At 61.6% G+C, this 16884-nt stretch carries 17 protein-coding genes and 1 pseudogene; 3 read left to right on the top strand and 15 right to left on the bottom strand.

Translation table 11 applies throughout. The annotated features are described in order from the left end of the window. Window positions 1-15 precede the first annotated feature (15 nt). Window positions 16-600: a LysE family translocator gene (locus EK373_RS12725; protein WP_129643009.1), complete on the bottom strand. Its 585-nt coding sequence runs from the start codon at window positions 598-600 to the stop codon at window positions 16-18. 74 nt (window positions 601-674) lie between these two features. On the opposite strand from EK373_RS12725, the pseudogene EK373_RS34245 reads away from it, so the two are divergent. Both EK373_RS34245 and EK373_RS12720 read left to right on the top strand, forming a co-directional pair. Beyond that, a pseudogene (locus EK373_RS34245) lies at window positions 675-863 on the top strand (helix-turn-helix domain-containing protein); the annotation flags it as partial. Window positions 864-962: 99 nt separating this feature from the next. Continuing rightward, on the top strand, window positions 963-1577 hold the full coding sequence (locus tag EK373_RS12720; protein WP_232831081.1) for a LysR substrate-binding domain-containing protein: 615 nt from the start codon (window positions 963-965) through the stop codon (window positions 1575-1577). Here EK373_RS12720 and EK373_RS12715 read toward each other — a convergent pair. The 6 genes from EK373_RS12715 to EK373_RS12690 form a co-directional block, all read right to left on the bottom strand. Continuing rightward, window positions 1570-2127 carry a P-loop NTPase family protein gene (locus EK373_RS12715; RefSeq protein ID WP_198683248.1) on the bottom strand — a complete coding sequence of 186 codons (558 nt, stop codon included), beginning with the start codon at window positions 2125-2127 and terminating at the stop codon, window positions 1570-1572. The genes EK373_RS12720 and EK373_RS12715 overlap by 8 nt on opposite strands. Further along, entirely contained in the window at window positions 2124-2633 is a 510-nt protein-coding gene (locus tag EK373_RS12710; protein ID WP_129643007.1) for a DUF1697 domain-containing protein, read from the bottom strand. Before EK373_RS12710 ends, EK373_RS12715 begins: the two co-directional genes overlap by 4 nt. Next, window positions 2630-3196, bottom strand: a complete 567-nt coding sequence (locus tag EK373_RS12705) for a dihydrofolate reductase family protein (protein WP_129643006.1) — start codon at window positions 3194-3196, stop codon at window positions 2630-2632. The genes EK373_RS12710 and EK373_RS12705 overlap by 4 nt, the downstream gene beginning before the upstream one ends. Before the next feature lie 119 nt (window positions 3197-3315). Next, window positions 3316-4128 carry a tRNA (N6-threonylcarbamoyladenosine(37)-N6)-methyltransferase TrmO gene (tsaA, locus tag EK373_RS12700; RefSeq protein ID WP_129643005.1) on the bottom strand — a complete coding sequence of 271 codons (813 nt, stop codon included), beginning with the start codon at window positions 4126-4128 and terminating at the stop codon, window positions 3316-3318. A 46-nt stretch (window positions 4129-4174) separates the two neighbouring features. After that, window positions 4175-4912 carry an SDR family oxidoreductase gene (locus tag EK373_RS12695; protein WP_129643004.1) on the bottom strand — a complete coding sequence of 246 codons (738 nt, stop codon included), beginning with the start codon at window positions 4910-4912 and terminating at the stop codon, window positions 4175-4177. A gap of 18 nt (window positions 4913-4930) precedes the next feature. After that, the gene (locus EK373_RS12690) at window positions 4931-5251 is read right to left on the bottom strand and encodes a DUF1330 domain-containing protein (RefSeq protein ID WP_129643003.1); all 321 of its coding nucleotides are present in this window, start codon (window positions 5249-5251) and stop codon (window positions 4931-4933) included. 103 nt (window positions 5252-5354) lie between these two features. Between EK373_RS12690 and EK373_RS12685 the strand changes: the two genes are divergently transcribed. Then, window positions 5355-6140, top strand: coding sequence for a 2-keto-4-pentenoate hydratase (locus tag EK373_RS12685; RefSeq protein ID WP_157994339.1), 786 nt, complete (start codon window positions 5355-5357; stop codon window positions 6138-6140). Between the two features lie 12 nt (window positions 6141-6152). On the opposite strand, the gene EK373_RS12680 is transcribed toward EK373_RS12685, so the two are convergent. From EK373_RS12680 to EK373_RS12645, 8 genes are all read right to left on the bottom strand, one after another. Further along, window positions 6153-6536 carry a DoxX family protein gene (locus EK373_RS12680; RefSeq protein WP_129643001.1) on the bottom strand — a complete coding sequence of 128 codons (384 nt, stop codon included), beginning with the start codon at window positions 6534-6536 and terminating at the stop codon, window positions 6153-6155. A gap of 129 nt (window positions 6537-6665) precedes the next feature. Continuing rightward, window positions 6666-7550: a glutathione-dependent disulfide-bond oxidoreductase gene (gene yghU / locus EK373_RS12675; RefSeq protein WP_129643000.1), complete on the bottom strand. Its 885-nt coding sequence runs from the start codon at window positions 7548-7550 to the stop codon at window positions 6666-6668. A gap of 171 nt (window positions 7551-7721) precedes the next feature. Next, window positions 7722-8207, bottom strand: coding sequence for a hypothetical protein (locus tag EK373_RS12670; RefSeq protein ID WP_129642999.1), 486 nt, complete (start codon window positions 8205-8207; stop codon window positions 7722-7724). 97 nt (window positions 8208-8304) lie between these two features. Then, entirely contained in the window at window positions 8305-10791 is a 2487-nt protein-coding gene (locus EK373_RS12665) for a TonB-dependent receptor (RefSeq protein ID WP_129642998.1), read from the bottom strand. Between the two features lie 125 nt (window positions 10792-10916). Next, window positions 10917-13112 (bottom strand): sensor histidine kinase, encoded by a 2196-nt coding sequence (locus EK373_RS12660; protein ID WP_198683247.1) that lies wholly within the window; start codon window positions 13110-13112, stop codon window positions 10917-10919. A gap of 228 nt (window positions 13113-13340) precedes the next feature. Then, window positions 13341-14132, bottom strand: coding sequence for a GlcG/HbpS family heme-binding protein (locus EK373_RS12655; RefSeq protein WP_129642996.1), 792 nt, complete (start codon window positions 14130-14132; stop codon window positions 13341-13343). 265 nt (window positions 14133-14397) lie between these two features. After that, window positions 14398-15087: a protein-L-isoaspartate(D-aspartate) O-methyltransferase gene (locus tag EK373_RS12650; protein ID WP_129642995.1), complete on the bottom strand. Its 690-nt coding sequence runs from the start codon at window positions 15085-15087 to the stop codon at window positions 14398-14400. Window positions 15088-15185: 98 nt separating this feature from the next. Beyond that, window positions 15186-16874 (bottom strand): FAD-dependent oxidoreductase, encoded by a 1689-nt coding sequence (locus EK373_RS12645; protein WP_129642994.1) that lies wholly within the window; start codon window positions 16872-16874, stop codon window positions 15186-15188. Window positions 16875-16884: the final 10 nt, after the last annotated feature.

Genomic DNA, 16884 nt, shown 5'->3' with positions numbered 1-16884 from the left:
CCCTCCGCTTTCGACTCAAGTGCTCAATAACTCGGCGGCGATGCCCACTGCTGAAAGCACGAGAACCGGGCCGAGGATTCGATCGATGACGCGACGCGCCGCGGGGCGAGCAAAAAAATGCGTAGCTGCCGTACCCGCCAACGCCCACAGCATCAAGCAAGCGCCGGTCACCGCTACCATCAGCAGAGCCAGCAGCGCCAGGCTTCTCTCCCGAGGCATCGCCGCAACTGCGGTGGCAACCAAGATCCATGCCTTGGGATTCAACAGCTGAAAGGCGGCAATACCCAAAGGGTTCGACGGAACCGCAGCGTCCGCCGCAGCTGTCTGCTCTCGCGTTAGCAGCGCAACGCCCATCCACGCAAGGTATGCGGCGCAGAAAATGTGCAGAACGAGCGTAAGTGCGGGCGCCACCGACGTTGCGAGTCCGAACCCGAACCAGGTGAAGATGAGCAGCACCATCGAGCCGCAAACAACACCAAGTACGGCGCGTATCGCCGGCGCCATGCCGCGTGCACCGGCTTGCATGACAATGATGTTGTTGGGACCCGGTGTGATCGCCGCAGCGAATAGCACGCCGATCACTGGCAGTAGGGAGCTCATAGGCCCCTAGTATGAGGAGCGCGGCCCGCGTACCCTGTTGCAAAACTCGATGCAGATGGTTTCTTTTTTAGACCATGCGAAAGCTTCCACTCTCCGCCCTGCGCGCCTTCGCTCATGTTTTTGAAACGGGAGGTGTGCGCCCTGCCGCTCGCGTATTGCAAGTCACTCACTCGGCAATCAGCAGACAGGTACACGAGCTCGAAGCGTGGCTCGGTGTCGCGCTCATCGAGAAGCCCGGACGACAACGTCGCTTTGCACTGACGATTCAAGGACAGGCGCTCGGTAAAGCGCTCATCTCCGGACTGAACGATCTTGAGCGCGCGGTCGAGAGCGTCCGCGAGCTGCGGGCTCCGAACTCCATCGTGATCACGACGACCCCGTCGCTCGCCGCGCGGTGGCTGATGCCGCGTCTGCCTGTGCTTGCAAAAGCTCATCCTTCGATCGAACTGTCGATCGTGACTGAGCCGTCGGTGAAAGATCTCGCCGCGCAAGGCGCAGACCTGGCGCTTCGCATGGGCAGCGGCCCGTGGCCGGATGGGATCTGCGAACCGCTGATGGATGAGCTGCTGTATCCGGTTGCAACCCGCAGCTATTGGAAAAGCATTGGAGAGCGCACACCGGTGCGGGCGCTGGCAAAAGCCAGGCTGCTGCACGATCGCGATCCCGATAGCGGATGGGATCGCTGGTTCGACGTCTATCCGGCGAAGAACATCGACCTGCGGGTCGGACCGCGCTTCACCTCATCCGATCTGGTATTGCAGGCGGCAGCGCAGGGGCTCGGCGTCGCACTGGCGAGAGGATCCTTGGCAGAAATGGATGTGTCGCGCGGACTACTCTTTCGGCCCTTTAACGACGCCCATGTTCAGATAGCGAACGCCTACTGGCTCGTCCGGCGTCGAGACGATGCTGCTGGCCGACCCGCGCTGCTTGCGGTCGTCGAATGGCTCAAGTCTGGTGCGGCGAAGAGCGCTATTTAGGCGCCGGCAGACGAGCTATATAGGCTTGCGCCTGCCCGGGCTGCTGAAATTCAACCCAGCGCAAGTGCGGGTAGTGGTTGCTGGCGCGCAGACCGGTAAACTCCTCGCGCCGGCGGCGATGGGTAGTGATGACCCACCAGAGAATCGATTCTCGCGAGAAGAACGATCGTCGGATCGACTCACGATTGCCATTCCACAACTCTTCTCCGGTGACGGCGCGACGCATCGTTCTTCGCAATGCCCTCGCGAAGGTCACTGCGAATCCGTAGTTCAGCCAGATCACCATCGTGGCGCGCGACCAGAGTGCGTCACGAACCGTTCCATAGTTGCCAACGACGATCCAGCCCTCGCCGCGCGTGCTCTCGAGGACGCGTTGTCGGAAGCTCTCGGGCCCCGCAGGCGTCCAGCCGGGCTCCCAGTACAAAGCGTCGAGCTCAACGATGGGCAGTTCGATTTTAGACGCCAGCGAGCGTGCGAACGTCGACTTCCCCGTGCAGCTCGTCCCGATAACGAGGATCCTTTCCCCGATCGAAGCGCTCGCAGTGCTCAAGGCGTTGCAAGCTCTACCAGCTTTGCGATCGTATTCATGTTCCGTGCGGTGCCGGCATTCGCAACCGGAATCTTCAACTTGGAATGCGCCATGTTTGCGCCGTAGTACACATAAATTTCCCGCTTGCCCAAACGGACCTCTTCGTCCTGTGCACCCTTAACCGTGCGCAACGTATCCTGCGGCGGCGGATCGTCGAGAAAGCAGGCCACGGTTCGATTGGGCTCAAGCTTCTCGAATGGATTGGATGCGAGCACCTGCTGCATCTCCTTCGCCGTGCGCACCAGTACGCCAACGTCCTTACCGGCGTACTCACGCAACGCCGCCTCCAGCGCGGCCTTCACAGGGCCTTCGCGCTTCGTGCTTTCGAAGATCACATTGCCACTTGCGATATATGTGCGCACGTTCGCAAACCCCTGCTGCTCGCAAAGGCGCTTGAGATCCTGCATGGGCAGCTTTCCAGTGCCACCCACGTTCACGGCGCGCAGCAGAGCGATAAAGGTAGTCATGTTCCTTGCCCAGCCTTCTGTACGTCGTAACGCAATTCAGCCATGCCCGAGCCGATCTGACGAACGGACGCCAGGCGCAAAACCGGACTGAGCAGCCGGCGGGGTAATAGCGGCTTGCCGGCGCCCAGCGTGCACGAGCCGATCTGGATGATGAGTTGATCCAGCAGGCCGCAATCGTAGAACTGGCCGACCAGATCTCCGCCCCCGACCAGCCAGATGTTACTGGCGCCAGCCGCCGCTCTCATCTCGGCATGAGCCTGTCGAACATCTCCGCTGACGAAGCGAATGTCGGCTCCGGCGATTGCAGGAAGCTTGCGAGTGGAGAATATCCATGCGGGCTGCGTGTAGGGCCACGCAGAACCTGACTGCGCGGCCACACTTTCTGCGTTCCTGAGCATCCATTCATAAGTGGCCGAGCCCATCGCCAACGCACCTACGCTAGAAATGAACTCGGGATAGCTGGTGTCATTCAAGTTCCCGAGCGAGAACAGCCAGTCCAACGAGTCGTCCTCGGTCGCAATGAAGCCATCGAGGCTGGCTGCTGCGTAGTAAATGGTTTTCATGTTTTACTGCCGCTCAAATGAAGGATCGTGCGGACGAATAAACTCCGCCTGCGCATGATAGCGCCAGGTCGCTGACACGCCGTGTCATGGAATCGAATTGCCGTAGCGACGAAGTCGCCCTAGCCCAGCTCTCCCCACGCCTGTCGAAACTCCCGATGCGCCCGTAGCACGTCGTCGTCAGCTTCACTCGCGAGCTGCGCTTCCCGGAACCCGGACGCGATCGAGGCAACACGCACCTCCCGCCCCTCGACACTAAACCGAACGCGCCACTCTTTCACCGCTAGTTGCATTCCATCATCGAGCCGACGAATGCGCCGATACGGGTGCGGCTCCGGGCCGAGCGCCAGGGTGGAGCGAATTCGCTCGTCGATACCAAGACCGGTCCGCGTCTCGATCCAATGGGCTTGCTCCGCCGCCCTCGGCGTGAATGTCACTGCGTAGGCAGCGACGGGATCGGCTGGCTGGTCATCGAGCCAGCCATTGCCCGCATCTGGGTGCGAGTCGGTGTAGGCAACGTAGGGTTTGAGATCGAGCACCGGCGTGCCGTCGAGAATATCGGCGTCCAGGATGTGGACATTCAAACCCTCGATCTTCTCCAATCTGACGACGGACAGGCCGATGGGATTGGGTCGATGCGGCGAGCGCGTGGCAAACACGCCCTTGCGGCCCGAAGTGCTTCGCGGCGGCAGCACCTTGGGGCGCCAGCCGGGATTGTGGTGAAACCAGAAAATCACCCAGATCAATTTCCAGCGCGACAGATCTTCGAGCGCGTGCTCGAAGTTGCGACCGGGAAATAACTCGATGTGCGCACTCGCCCCCTGCGCCGCCCGCGGCTGCCGTGCCGCCTCGACTTTGGTGGCCAGTGAAGTGCGAACGATTCCGATGGGCTCGACGACGAGGCGCGAGAGATCTTTATCAAGGTCGGACGACATGGGCGCAGGATACGCCAATGCGTCGTCCGAATGACCGGCAGTCACGTCAGATCGAATTCAAGAACCCGCCATCGACCGCAATCGCCTGGCCGGTGATGTACGAGGCGCGCTCGGATGCAAGGAACGCCGCAAGCGCTGCGAACTCCTCCGGCCGGCCGATTCGCCCGACCGGGATCTTGGGCCCCATGGTCGCGTCGTCCACGCCGAGCTCCGTCAGCCGCTCGGTGGCGGTGTAACCGGGCAACAGTGCATTCATCGTGATCCCGTCTTTCGCGATATCGCGGCTGACAGAATTGATCAAGCCGAGCAACCCGGCGCGCAAGCTGTTTGAAATCACCAAACCTGGCTGCGGTTCGCGCGCGGAGATCGAGGTGATCGCGAGGATGCGACCCCATTTGCGTTGACGCATGTGAGGCAGCACTGCGAGCACGCTTTCCACCGTGCTCATCCACAAGTTGTCGAAACCCTTTTGCCAGTCGGCAGCGGACATGCGCTCGAAGGAGCCAGCCGGCGGGCCGCCGGTGTTGGTGACGAGAATATCGATGGGTGCGCCAAGCGCCTTCGTGGCCTGTGCCACCAGCGCCTCAGAGTTGCCAGGAGAAGAAACATCGCCGGCAATGCCGATGGCTCCGATCTCCGCCGCCGTTGCCGCGATTCGATCCGGATCGCGAGAAACGATCGCAACCTGTACGCCCTCTGCAATCAGCTCACGCGCGACTGCTCTGCCAAGCCCTTTGGACGCGCCGAATACCAGCGCGCGACGTCCGGAAATCTTCAGATCCATAACAAGCTCCAGCGGGAATCAAACGCGAGGATCCGGCGCGACGTGATCGGCTCGGCCTTCCTGAAGAATCATTCGACCGTTCGTCGTGGCCGCGCGCCGGAATTCGGATAGGCGTTGATACTCGGGATCGTTGTACCAGGCTTCGGCCGAAGCGCGGTCTGGAAACTCCAGAATGACCATGCGCTCCGAGAATGCCGCGCCTTCGGACGTCGTCACCTCGTCGCCTCGCGTCAAAAATCGACCGCCATATTTTTGCAGCGTCTTGGGCGTGTGGTCCGAGTACTTTCGAAAGGTCACCGGATCGTGGACCTGCATCGTGCATATCATGTAGGCAGCCATACGCTCTCCTCGAATCCCAAACGCAGTGTACTGCCGCGGACGCAGAAATTTTTCCTAAATGGCCTGTGCTAGGATCCAAAACCCCGAGTGTCGAGGCACAACAATGCACGCCGACCAGGTTCGCGCCATCGTCGATCGATTCGAAGCCGATGTGAAGAATCGCGCCCGCTTCCAGCTCTACCGAATCGACGGCCGCCCGGCGACGCTCGAGGATGCCTATGCCATTCAATCTGAGATCCTGGCGCGTGCGCTGCGTTCCGGCAGCGACAGCGTCGCGGGGTACAAGGTCGGCCTGACCACCGCGAAGATGCAAACATTCTGCGGCGTCGCCGAGCCGATCGGCGGCCGCATCCTGAAGAGCAACGTTCGCGCGAGCGGCGCCAAGATCCGGAAGTCGGAGTTCCATCGGCTGGGCATCGAAAGCGAGCTCGCATTGCGCGTCGGCAAGGCAGTGCCCTCCGATGCCAACGCCGAGGATTTGATCGCGTGTGTCGACGCCATTGCGGCCGCGTTCGAAGTCATCGACGATCGCGACGCCGACTATGACCATCTCGAGGCAAGCTCGATCGCGGCGGAGAACAGCTGGAACAGAGGCATCGTGCTCGGCGAGGCCGCATCGCCCTCCGCTTTCGGCGATCTCCGGGGCTTGCCAGGCCGATTGCTGGTCAATGGCGAGCCGGTGGCCACCGGCTCCAGCGACGATGTGATGAATGGTCCGCTCTGGGTGCTCGCCTGGGTGGCTCGCTTCGCCGAGCAAGCTGGAACGCCGCTGCAGCCCGCTCAGTGGATCATGACCGGCTCCATCATCCCGACCAAATTCGCCGTCGCAGGCGACGCCTACTCGTTCGAACTCGGCACGCTGCCGCCCGTGACGGTGACGATCGGCTGATACAACGCTGCGCTACTTGCCGTTGAGACTGAAGCGCCCCGGGCCGAGCAGCGCCAGCGCGATGGCCGTGAATAGAAACATTCCTTGCAGCTCGAGCGCCCAGCCACCGGTCTTGCCGATGACGGTCAATTCGGCTTGGTGCACCAGGGCGATGGCAAACAACATATTGATTGCTATCAAGCCCGCGCCGATGCGGCAGTACCAGCCGAGCAGCACCAGGATCGGCGCCAGCACCTCGCCCACGTACACGCCATAGGTGACAAAAGCCGGGAGACCGGCTGCAGTGACCGCGCCCGACAGGCCGCCGACACCGCCTTTGATTTTGGCGATGCCGTGCAACAGGATCAGGATGCCCAGCGCCAGCCGCAGAATCAGTTTGCCGGTATTGTCGTTCATAGGAACTCCCGTATTCCGCTTCGGCCCATTGTAGCCCGCGAGCAATGGCTGCTGCGACACTCGGTCGGCGGCGGGAGACAGGATGTCGCATCTTGACGGCATCGGCCAAGCGCGGCTGGCAGCACCTTGCTACAACCTGGACGCGACGAGCTTGTCTTGAGTTTTCGTCTGAAAATCGCTGGCGTCGTGCCGCTCGTGCAACTGATTGGCGGGATCGCCGCTCGTGCGATTCACCATGCGGCCGCGAACGACGGCGGGGCGAGCCAGCAACGTGTCGGCCCAACGGAGCACGTTCTTGTACTCGTGCACGGACAGGAACTCGCCTGCGTTGTACAGCCAGCCTTTGACCATTCCGCCGTACCACGGGAACACGGCGATGTCGGCGATCGTGTATTCGTCGCCGGCGAGATACGCGCTCTGCGCCAGTCGCTTATCGAGCACATCGAGCTGGCGCTTGGTCTCCATGGCGTAGCGATCGATCGCATACTCGATTTTCGCCGGCGCATACGCGTAGAAATGCCCGAACCCGCCGCCGAGGAACGGCGCGCTGCCCATCTGCCAGAACAGCCACGAGAGACACTCGGCCCGGGCTTGCGGCTGAGAGGGCAGGAACGCACCGAATTTTTCGGCGAGGTAGACCAGAATCGCGCCGGACTCGAACACACGTATCGGCTGCGCGCCCGAACGATCCACCAGCGCGGGAATCTTCGAGTTGGGATTGATTTCCACGAACCCGCTGCCGAACTGATCTCCTGCGCCGATGCGAATCAACCACGCATCGTACTCGGCGCCGCTGTGTCCCAGCGCGAGCAGCTCTTCCAACAGAATCGTGACTTTCTGGCCGTTCGGCGTGCCCTGCGAATACAGCTGCAGCGGATGGCGCCCGACCGGCAGCACCTTCTCGTGCGTGGCACCCGCGACCGGCCGATTGATATTCGAGAACTGGCCCCCGTTCGGCTTGCTCCACGCCCAGACTTTCGGGGGCGTGTAGTCGGCAATCGCGTAGTCAGTCATGGGGCACCTTCATCAGCTTGCGCAATCCACAGGCTGAAGAATGAAAGAGCGGGCGCCGCGTTCCAAGCACGGCAATTCAGTCGTGCCGGTCAGGCAAGGATCCCCCTCCTTCCCGGTTAGGCACGAATCTGGCGCCCGCCGAGGCGCCCAGCCACGGACAGTCGGAGTGGTCTAATTCGGCAACAGCGTCCCCGTATCCGCGACCGCAAGCCACTTGCCGTGACGATAGGTGTAGGTCACGCCGGTGAGAGCGCGCTGGTGGTAGCCGTTCGAGGGAATGTCGTAGGTCGTTTCATAGAGGATGAACGCTGTCTTGCAGCCATCGACGACGCGATATTTCTCGGTCCAGGCCCACACGGCCTCACGGTTCTCGAAGTGTGAACGCAAGGCCTCCATGACCGCATCGATGCCGTAGCGGGCGGCGCCGCTGGCGAAGACCGTTACGGTGTCGGAGATGTGCCCTGCCCTGAATGTTTCAGCGTCGTAGTCGCGGAAGGATTCCATGTCGACTCGCTGTGCACGCTCGAATTGACGAGCGCAGCCCGCTGCGACCGCGGGTGCATCGAGTTGTTCGGGTGCGGATCCGTTGTTCGCGGCCCAGGCGCCGACGCCGACCGCGATCAAGCCGAGTGCCAGATAACTGCCGTTGGCTCGCATGCTCTGCTCCTGAAAAAGTGCCCGAGACGTTGTATGTCATCGGGCACTCGGAACTCGCACACGAAGCGATGCTCGGCGATACAAAGCGCTCAGTTTTCTACCACAGGTACTTGGCCTGGAAGTTGATCTCGCTGCCCTCGATCGGACGCGCCAGCAACACGCCGCCGGTGCCTGCCGCTGCGCCGAAGATGCGTGAATTGGTTTCGGTGATGCCGAGCTCATCCGATATGTTGGTGCCGCGCACGGCGAACTGCCAGTTCTCGCCGACGTTCGCGATCACGGCGAAGTCCCAGGTGTAGTACGAGCCCAGTTCTTGCAGTCCGGATTGATCCTGAGTGCGGTCGCCGATGTGGGTGTAGGTCACCTGCGCATCGATGCCGCCCCAGTCGAAGGGGAAGTGATAGCTCGGGGTGAGCATATACCGCAGCTTGGGCTGACGTTGCAGTTGCTGGCCTTCGATCCGCGCGCAGCCGTTGCCGGTCACGACGTTTGTGAAAGGGACGCAAGCGTCGTAGTCCGTGTACTCGCCATCGAGATAGTTCGCCACGGCCTGGAACCTGAAGTTCTCCCACAGCGTGAGCGCGCCGATGAAGTTCAAGCCCTTGGACTCCGAGCCGTAATACAGCCTCGCGCCGGTCGGTGCGCCCAACCGGTCCGTTTGTTGATACTGCAGACCGGTGAAGTCGCGGTAGTAGCCGCTGATGTCCGCATAGATGAATTCGTTCTGGAATTTGAAGCCGATCTCATAGTTGCGCACCACCTGGATGGGCGGCGTGTTGCCAGTGGTACTGCCGCGGATGCCGTTGTCGAAATCGGCAAAGTGCCCGCCACGATTCGCGCGCACATACGACGACATCGTATCGGTGAAGCTGTAATTCGCGCCCACCGTCCACGAGGTGAAGTCCTCGTCGTAATCCGTGATCGCCAGCGTACCGTTACACTGAGGCACGGCATTGTCATAGATCGTCAGCGGATTGCCGTCGAGGTTCACGTTGGTCCGGTTGCACACGCGATTGGTGGCGTCCTGGTTCTCGAAGCGCACCGACGCGTCCAGCAACCACTTGTCGATGCGCCATGAATCGGACAGGTAGATCGCGCGGTTGAACGCATGACCGCGTTGGGCGATGTTGAAACCGCCATAGTCCAGGAAGCCTTGATCGTCGGTCAGTTGAAACGTCTGACCGCCCGAAACGTAGCTCACCGCGATCGGCCGCGCGTTCGGTTCATTCGTCATCAACATGCCAAGGCCGCCCTGGGCCCATTCGTCATCCATCTCGTAGTAGGCCAGATACAGGCCCACCGTCAGCGTGTTGTCCTGGAAAATTTCCTTGCTCAGGCGAAAGTCATTGTTGATGTTCTGCAGTTCCTTGTGAACGAACCACCAGCCTTGATTGATGACATCCTGGGTGGGCGCAACCGCGCCGCCGCCCACGAAGGTCGCGGTCGCCGATCCCGCCGGCAGCAGGAAGCCGTCGAGAGTGGTGGGCACGGTATACAACTTGTCCGCCAGCAGCGCAGGATTGCTGCGCGAGAACAGCGCATTCGTATCCACGTCGCCGGCATTGGCGAGGAACTTGTTGCTGATCGACCAGCCGTTGTCGAACTCATGATCGTAGTTCGCACCCACGAACCACATGTCCGCGCCGCGGCCATCGGCTAGATCGGCAGTCGTGCCGCCGTTCGGATAGCCGGGCAGGCGCACGTGCCGGATCGCTTCACTGTAAAAAGTATCCGTGAGCGGATCGAAGCCCGGATACGCGTGGAAGTTATCGGTGCCGGTCTGGATCACCGGAATCGGCGTGATGAACTGATTCTTGTCGTTCAGATAGCGCGCATACAGGATCAGCTCACCCTTCTCGAACTCGCGCTTCAAGGTGGCGGTCAGTTGTCCACCTTCGTCCGCGGTGAACTCCGGATCGCGCACGCCATCGGAAGTTCGATAGAAGCCACCGACGCTGCCGTACCAGCCTTCGCCTACTTTGAAACCCGTGAAGCCATCGAAACGCCAGAGATTCTCATCGCCATAGGTCAGGCCGAGGCTTCCGGAGGGCTCGTCGGTGCCAGTCTTCAACAGAAAGTTCGCCGTCGCGCCCATCTGGCCGCCGGCGAACACCACCGAAGGTCCGCCTTGCAGGATTTCCACGGCGCGCACCGTGTCGTCGAGACGAATGATGCTGGTCGTTTCGAAGAACGACAGAGTCGGCATGCCATACAGCGGCGAGCCCATCAGCAACGTCGTGAAGAACGGCGCGTCGCCGCCGCTCGGAAAGCCCGCGATCGCGATGTTTGCGCCAGTCTGACCGCCTGAGCTTTCCGGCCACATGCCCGGCGATATCTTCAACAAGTCCGCGGTGCTTTTCGGATTCGACTGGCGAATCTGTTCCTCATTCGCGGTGACAATGTTGTAACTGGCTTCGAGTTTCTTCACGCCACCCAGCGCGCTGCCTGTAACAACTACAGTTTCGAGACCGGACGGCGGCGCTTCCGGCGCCGCCGGTGCTTGTTGTGCCTGAACGAGAACGGGTGTGAACACCGTGGCCACGGTGACCCAACCGGCCCGTCGACGGTAGCAATTCCTGCTCATGATCCCCCCTTCGATTGGCGCGCGTGTAGCGGCGGCGATACGTGTAAACGAGTGATTGACAATGTGGTTTTGTCTATCACCAACAAATGTTGTTGGAAATAGCGTTGTCAACGCACTACGAATGACTACGCGCCAGAGGCGACCGCGGTTTCGGTGGCATCGGCCAGTTTCAAACTCACAGAGAACGTAGCCCCTGCGCCGGGCGTGGCTTCGGCCCACACTTCTCCTTCCATTCGTTGCACGGCCTTGCGGACCAGCGCCAGACCGATGCCGGTGCCCTCATAGCCAGAGGCGTGCAGCCGATTGAAGATCTCGAAGATCTTGTCGCGATAGGCAACGTCGAAGCCGATGCCGTTGTCGCGCACCTTCAGCAGATAGCGGCCGTATTCGATGCTCGATTCGATGCCGATGCGCGGCTGCCCGGTCTCCCGGGAGAACTTCAGCGCGTTCTCGATGAGATTGGTGAGAGCGATCCGCAGTCCTTCGCTGTCCGCCATGACCGGCCGTGAGTCGAGTTCGACATGGACTTGCGCGCCAGCCTCCTTGATCTCCTCCTTCATCGAGTCGAGCAGCCCCCGGACGAAAGCTCGGCAGTCGATGGGCTGCAAGCGCTGCTCGCGATGCTCCAGTCGAGAGTAGTCGAGCAGATCGTCGATCAACGCGGACATGCGCATCGCGCCCTGACGAGCGCGGTCGATATAGCCGTGCTCGATATCGCTCAACTTGCTCGACGCGCTTTCGTCCAGCAATGCACAGAAGCCATTGATCGCCCGCAGGGGCGCTTTCAAGTCGTGCGCCACTGCATGGGCGAAGTTGCGCGACTCACGATATGCATCGGACAGCTCGCGGGTACGTTGGGCCACGCGGCATTCGAGCACATCGGCCAGCTCCCGGTAGCGGCGCTCACTGTCACGCAACGATTGCTCCAGCTCCTTGAAGGGAGTGATATCGACCAGCGAGCCCAGGGCGCGCACCGGCCGCCCTTGCGAATCCAACAACGCCGAGCCTCGTGACAGCACCCAGCGATACGAGCCGTCGTGGTGACGCAAGCGATGTTCCAAGACGAACTCGCGTTCCGGGTGGCGAATGAACTCGTCCAGTTTGGCCATGGCCCTGGCCTCGTCGTCGGGATGCACTCGCTCGCGCCAGGCCTCGAACGTATCCGGCAGCTCGTCCTCGCCGAGCTGCTGCTTCCAGTGCGGGGAGTAGCGAACTGAGTTCGATGAGGGATTCCACTCCCAAAGTCCGACGCTGCCGGCGCGTGCGGTCATGTCAATTACCCGCTCGAGCTCGCTGCGTTGACTGTCGAGATCGTGCAGTCGCTCGTGGGCTCGCCTCAAGGCATTTGCCGAGCTCTCGAGAGCGAACCGCAGCTGTTGTCCTCGCCAATACAGCCAGCCCTCGCGCGAGGCCAGAACGATCGCGAATGCAATGAGCACAACCGTGCGCAAATAGACCGAGCTCTCGCTCGTTTCCCCCGCGAACCAGGTCGCGGACACGGCCACACAAAACAACAGGATCGAGGGCACGAGCGCTTCGATCCAGCCCTGGCTCTGGCGGATCGCCAGCGATCCCATGTGGCCGTTCGCCTTGGATGTCACCTGCGCCTCTGCGCCCCATTGATGAAGCGCAAATGCCAGCACCCAGCCGACGTTGAAGAGCTTCGTCGTGTCGTAGCTCTCTCCGATCAGCTCGCGGGTGTACAGAATTCCCGTGACCATGTGCGCGCCCAGTGAGAGCGTCACCAGCCCGTAGGCCAGCAGGCGATCGCCCCATCGATAGGACCACAGGAAATACACGGCCACGATGAATGCGATCGCAATCGTTGCGTTCTCGATGACCACGATCAACGCATCGCCGATGGGGCCGGGCATCTGCTCGAACGGCCCTGCCAGGGTCGTGACCAGGACGGCCGCGAGACTGCAAAGAATCAAACCCAGATTGGCCACGCGTAGCCAGGTCATCCGTCGCTCCTCCTGCGTGGCGCGCAGGGCGAACAACCCGACCAGCATTACCGGGCCGAACAACAGATAACCGATATCGGCGTAGCTCGGAAAGGGCACTCGCTGCCCGAGATACAACTCGAAGACATTCCAGACGATCTGGCCCAGCAGCCACGCGACGCACGCGAACGCGAAGATCAGCCACGCCACCCGATCGCGTCCGTGCAAGGAAAACGCCGCGCGAAAACTGCTGAACGCGGCCAGCGCTGCAGCGATGGTCCAGACGACGTCATTCACCAAGGTCGTTGTTTTGTCGCTGGCCTGGCCGCTCGCGATGAAAGCCGTGTGCAATATCAGGGCAATAGCCCAGATTTTCACGAGCGGCCTGACACCCTTGGAGCTGCTGTCGTGCTCAATCGATTCCGACGCGGCGGCCGCGTCTGGAAACTTACCCTCACCCGCTACCATTGATGCCAGCTTGCGTTGACGAGTGGCGTACAAGAGTAATCGTCGCGCTCGCCCCCGGTTCCCTGCAGCGCGTTAATCACGATTGTGCTTAGCAGCAGCGTGGCGGACGGACGCCCGCCCGCCAGGCACTGCTCCTATTTATTCTTCCTCGGGCTCCTGGATCGGCGGCAGGTTCGCACTGATGTCCGAGACGGTGTCCTCGCCGGCGATGGCGCAGATCGGGTGCGAGAAATCGTTCGCCAGGCTCGGCTCGGTCACCAGACCGATGTAGTTGATGTTGTCGTCGCCCTGCGCACTGACGCCGGCGGGCACGAAATCCAGATTCAATGTGTGCCGGGTTCGCCACGCGATATTGTGATCGGCGCACGAAGTATCGCCGCTCACGCCGATCGCTCCGATCAACTGCTGATTCTGGTCGTAGAGCGCGAGGCCGCCGCCGAACACATTCACACCGCCGATGCGGGAGCCGACCATCGGATCGTTCGCCAGACCGAAACGCGACGCGTTGCCTTGATAGGCGACCAGCGTGTCGACGGGGTTGCTGTGCTGTAGGCCGTACAGCGAACCGCCGGGCTGCACCGCTGCGTACAGATTCGCTGTGGACAGCGCCAGCGTCGGCAGACTGAAAGCGTTCGCGGTGTTTGCTTTCTGCGCGGAGATGACTCTGCTGCCGGGCCACTGCGAGCCGCGATCGTCGCCGGTGAACGCGACCGCACACACGATGCCGTCCCGACTGACAACCGTGCCCCACATGTCGAGGTTGAAACCACCATTGGCTTGTTCGCGCGCCGCCGTCAATGCCGTTTTCAACTGGGAATACGCTGGCAAAGCCGCACAGGCGCTGCCCTGTCCCTCGCCCTGGGCGACAGCCGTCGTTGTAACTACAGTCAAAGCAGTCAGGCACGATGTCCGTAGAAGAATCGTGTTCATGGCAGGCTCCTGTTGTTGCTGCGGAGTGATGGGACGATCGATCACGCAGAAAGGACGTGAGCGGCGTGGCTGCTACGCTCCGGGTAATCCTGCTGACAAACTCCCAAGGTGCGCCCTGCACATGAACTGAGCGGGCCGAAGAATCACGCTCGGCGATGACCGCCGCCTCTTATACGCCTGGCACTCGCAACAAAACAAACGCGCGTCGACTCGCAATGCCGCTTGTTTACTACGTAAAACGGGAAGGCGTTGAAGTTGTTCTAGGCTAATCCGGTCGTCGTCGCAGCGGCACGAATCGCACCGGCGCCACGACGGTCGAAGTAACCTTACCGACCGCATTCTTTTCCAGCACGCGCAACTGCTGTATGGCGGCGACCGGACCGACGGGCACGACCATTCGGCCGCCGGGCTTGAGTTGTTCGATCAACGGCTGCGGTATGTGATCTGGCGCCGCCGTGATGACGATGACGTCGAACGGCGCATGCTCCGCCCAACCGGCATAACCATCGCCGGCTCGAACAGTAACGTTGTCGTAACCGAGTCTGCGCAGGACTTCGCTGGCTCTTTGCGCGAGCGTGCTTTCGATCTCGATGGAATAAACGTGCTCGACGAGCTCTGCGAGCACCGCCGCTTGATAGCCCGACCCGGTGCCGACCTCGAGCACGCGGTGGTTCCTGGCAGGCCGCGCCAGTTCGGTCATCAGCGCCACGATGTAGGGCTGGGAGATCGTCTGGCCTTCGCCGATGGGCAACGGCGTGTCGTGATAGGCCGAGCGTTTCTCGCTGTCCGGCACGAACTCGTGCCGGGGCACTTTGCGCATCGCTGCCAGCACACGCTCATCGCTAACACCGCGCTCCGCGATTTGCCGACTCACCATCTGGGCCCGCGCGGAAGCATAGTCGTCCGAACCCGAGCCAGCGGCGCCCGCTTCGGGAGCACAGAGTAAAGAGAACATGATGGCTCGAGAGAGCAGGCCGCAAGGCATGCGCGTGAACCTCCGCAGCCGATCATATCGACCCCGGCAGCACGAAGACACCCGCTAAATTCGGACAACTATCGGGGCGGTGCAGGAACGTATTTGCCGCTTACAGGATCGATCAGCTGGCCTCGGTCGCGCAGACGCGCCGCCAGCATTTCATAGGGAAGGTCCTGCACGCGAATTCCCTGCTCGATCGCCAACACCGCCGCCTCGCCCACGGATTGACCCAGGATCATGAAAACCGGCTCCATGCGGATCGAGCCATAAGCGATGTGAGAAGCGGACACGGCAACCGGCACGAACAGATTGGTGGCTTCGGCGGCGCGCGGCACGATGGCGTCGTAACTGATCTCGTAGGTGCGATCGAGGTGGATCTGCACATCGCCTTCGTTGCGCGCAAAGCCGTCCGCATTCACGTAGCGCTGCACGTTGTGCGAATCCATCGTGTACGAGCCGAGCCCGACGGAACGCGGCGTCGGCAGTTGACCTTCCAGGTGCCGCTCGGTCATGACGAAGTCGGACACCATGCGTCGCGCTTCCCGCACATACATTTCGCGCGGCCAATGACCGTTGTCGACGAACTCATCCGCGCACAATCCCCACTCCGACATCGACTGGCGCACATCGGCGGGCACGCGCGGATCGTTCTGCATGAACCAGATCAAGCCCGACTGATAGTTCCTGTGCGCCTCGAAAATCTGGCGGCGTCGTTCGTAGTCGGCAGTCGGATAGTCGTAATTGCCGCCGATGAAATCGGTCGAGATCGCGCCGTAATTGTTGACGTCGGTCTTGTGATTTGGAATCGGGTCGAACTTGCGGAACCTGTGCCGCCAGCCGGCATCGAGATAGCGGCCCAGCAGTTCATATGTCCAGGCGTCGTAGTCCGGCGGCTTCGGCACGGGCGCGCGGTTCGCCGGATCCTTCGTCATGCACAGGCGGAAGTTATACGCTTGAATGCGCTTGTCGCCTGCGCCCTGCTCGCCTGGCGGACCAGACTCGATCAGAGGCACGAGGCCACTGGAGCGATCGCCGGGCTTCACGTACGGATCGATGTTCAACTCGAAATTGTGTTGCTCGGCGTTCGCCGTCTGCACGCCGTTGTAGTCCTCGCCATACATGGCGTTGCCTTCGCGGCCGGTCGTAAAGGTCACGCCAGCCATCGCCATCAAATCGCCCTCGTAGGTTGCATCGACGAACATGCGACCGTTGTAGCGCGCACCGTCGAGCATTTGGATGGAGACGATCTGCCGGTCACGCTTTTCGATGGCAGCGGGATCGAGGCGCAGCTTCGCGTTGAACACAGGTTTGACGCCCGCGTCCTTCAGCCATCGCAAGTAGATCGTCTCGGCGACGTGCGGCTCGAACACCCACATCGCATCTTCCTCGCCTTCGGTTTTGGATTGCGAGGTGGCGACGCCCTTGAAGCCGACGCCTTGGTAGTGCGCCTTCACGTCTTGATAGAAACGTCGCGCCATGCCGCCAATCGCGGCGTGATTTCCCGTGTCCGCCCAGCCCAGGCCGTTGGTCGTCATCCCGCCCACGTGCCCCTCGGGGCAAAGCAGGACAACACTGCGGTCGCGCGACTTGGCAGTGATTGCAGCTGTGAGACCGGCGGGCGTGCAGCCGTAGATGACGAGGTCCGTCCCGGCCGAAGCCGCGACCGGCACGCTGGCATCGCCATGCCCGCCTGAGCCAGCGCAACCGGCAATGCAAGCCAGGGACGCAACGCCGACAACGAACCGGGCAGCTGGATAGTGAGCCATTTGTATCTTG

Origin of the sequence: Peristeroidobacter agariperforans, from assembly GCF_004138335.1 — a bacterium.
GTDB classification, from domain to species: domain Bacteria; phylum Pseudomonadota; class Gammaproteobacteria; order Steroidobacterales; family Steroidobacteraceae; genus Steroidobacter; species Steroidobacter agariperforans.
The sequence above is the reverse complement of the archived record's forward strand: the minus strand, read 5'-3'. Positions and strand labels throughout refer to the sequence as shown.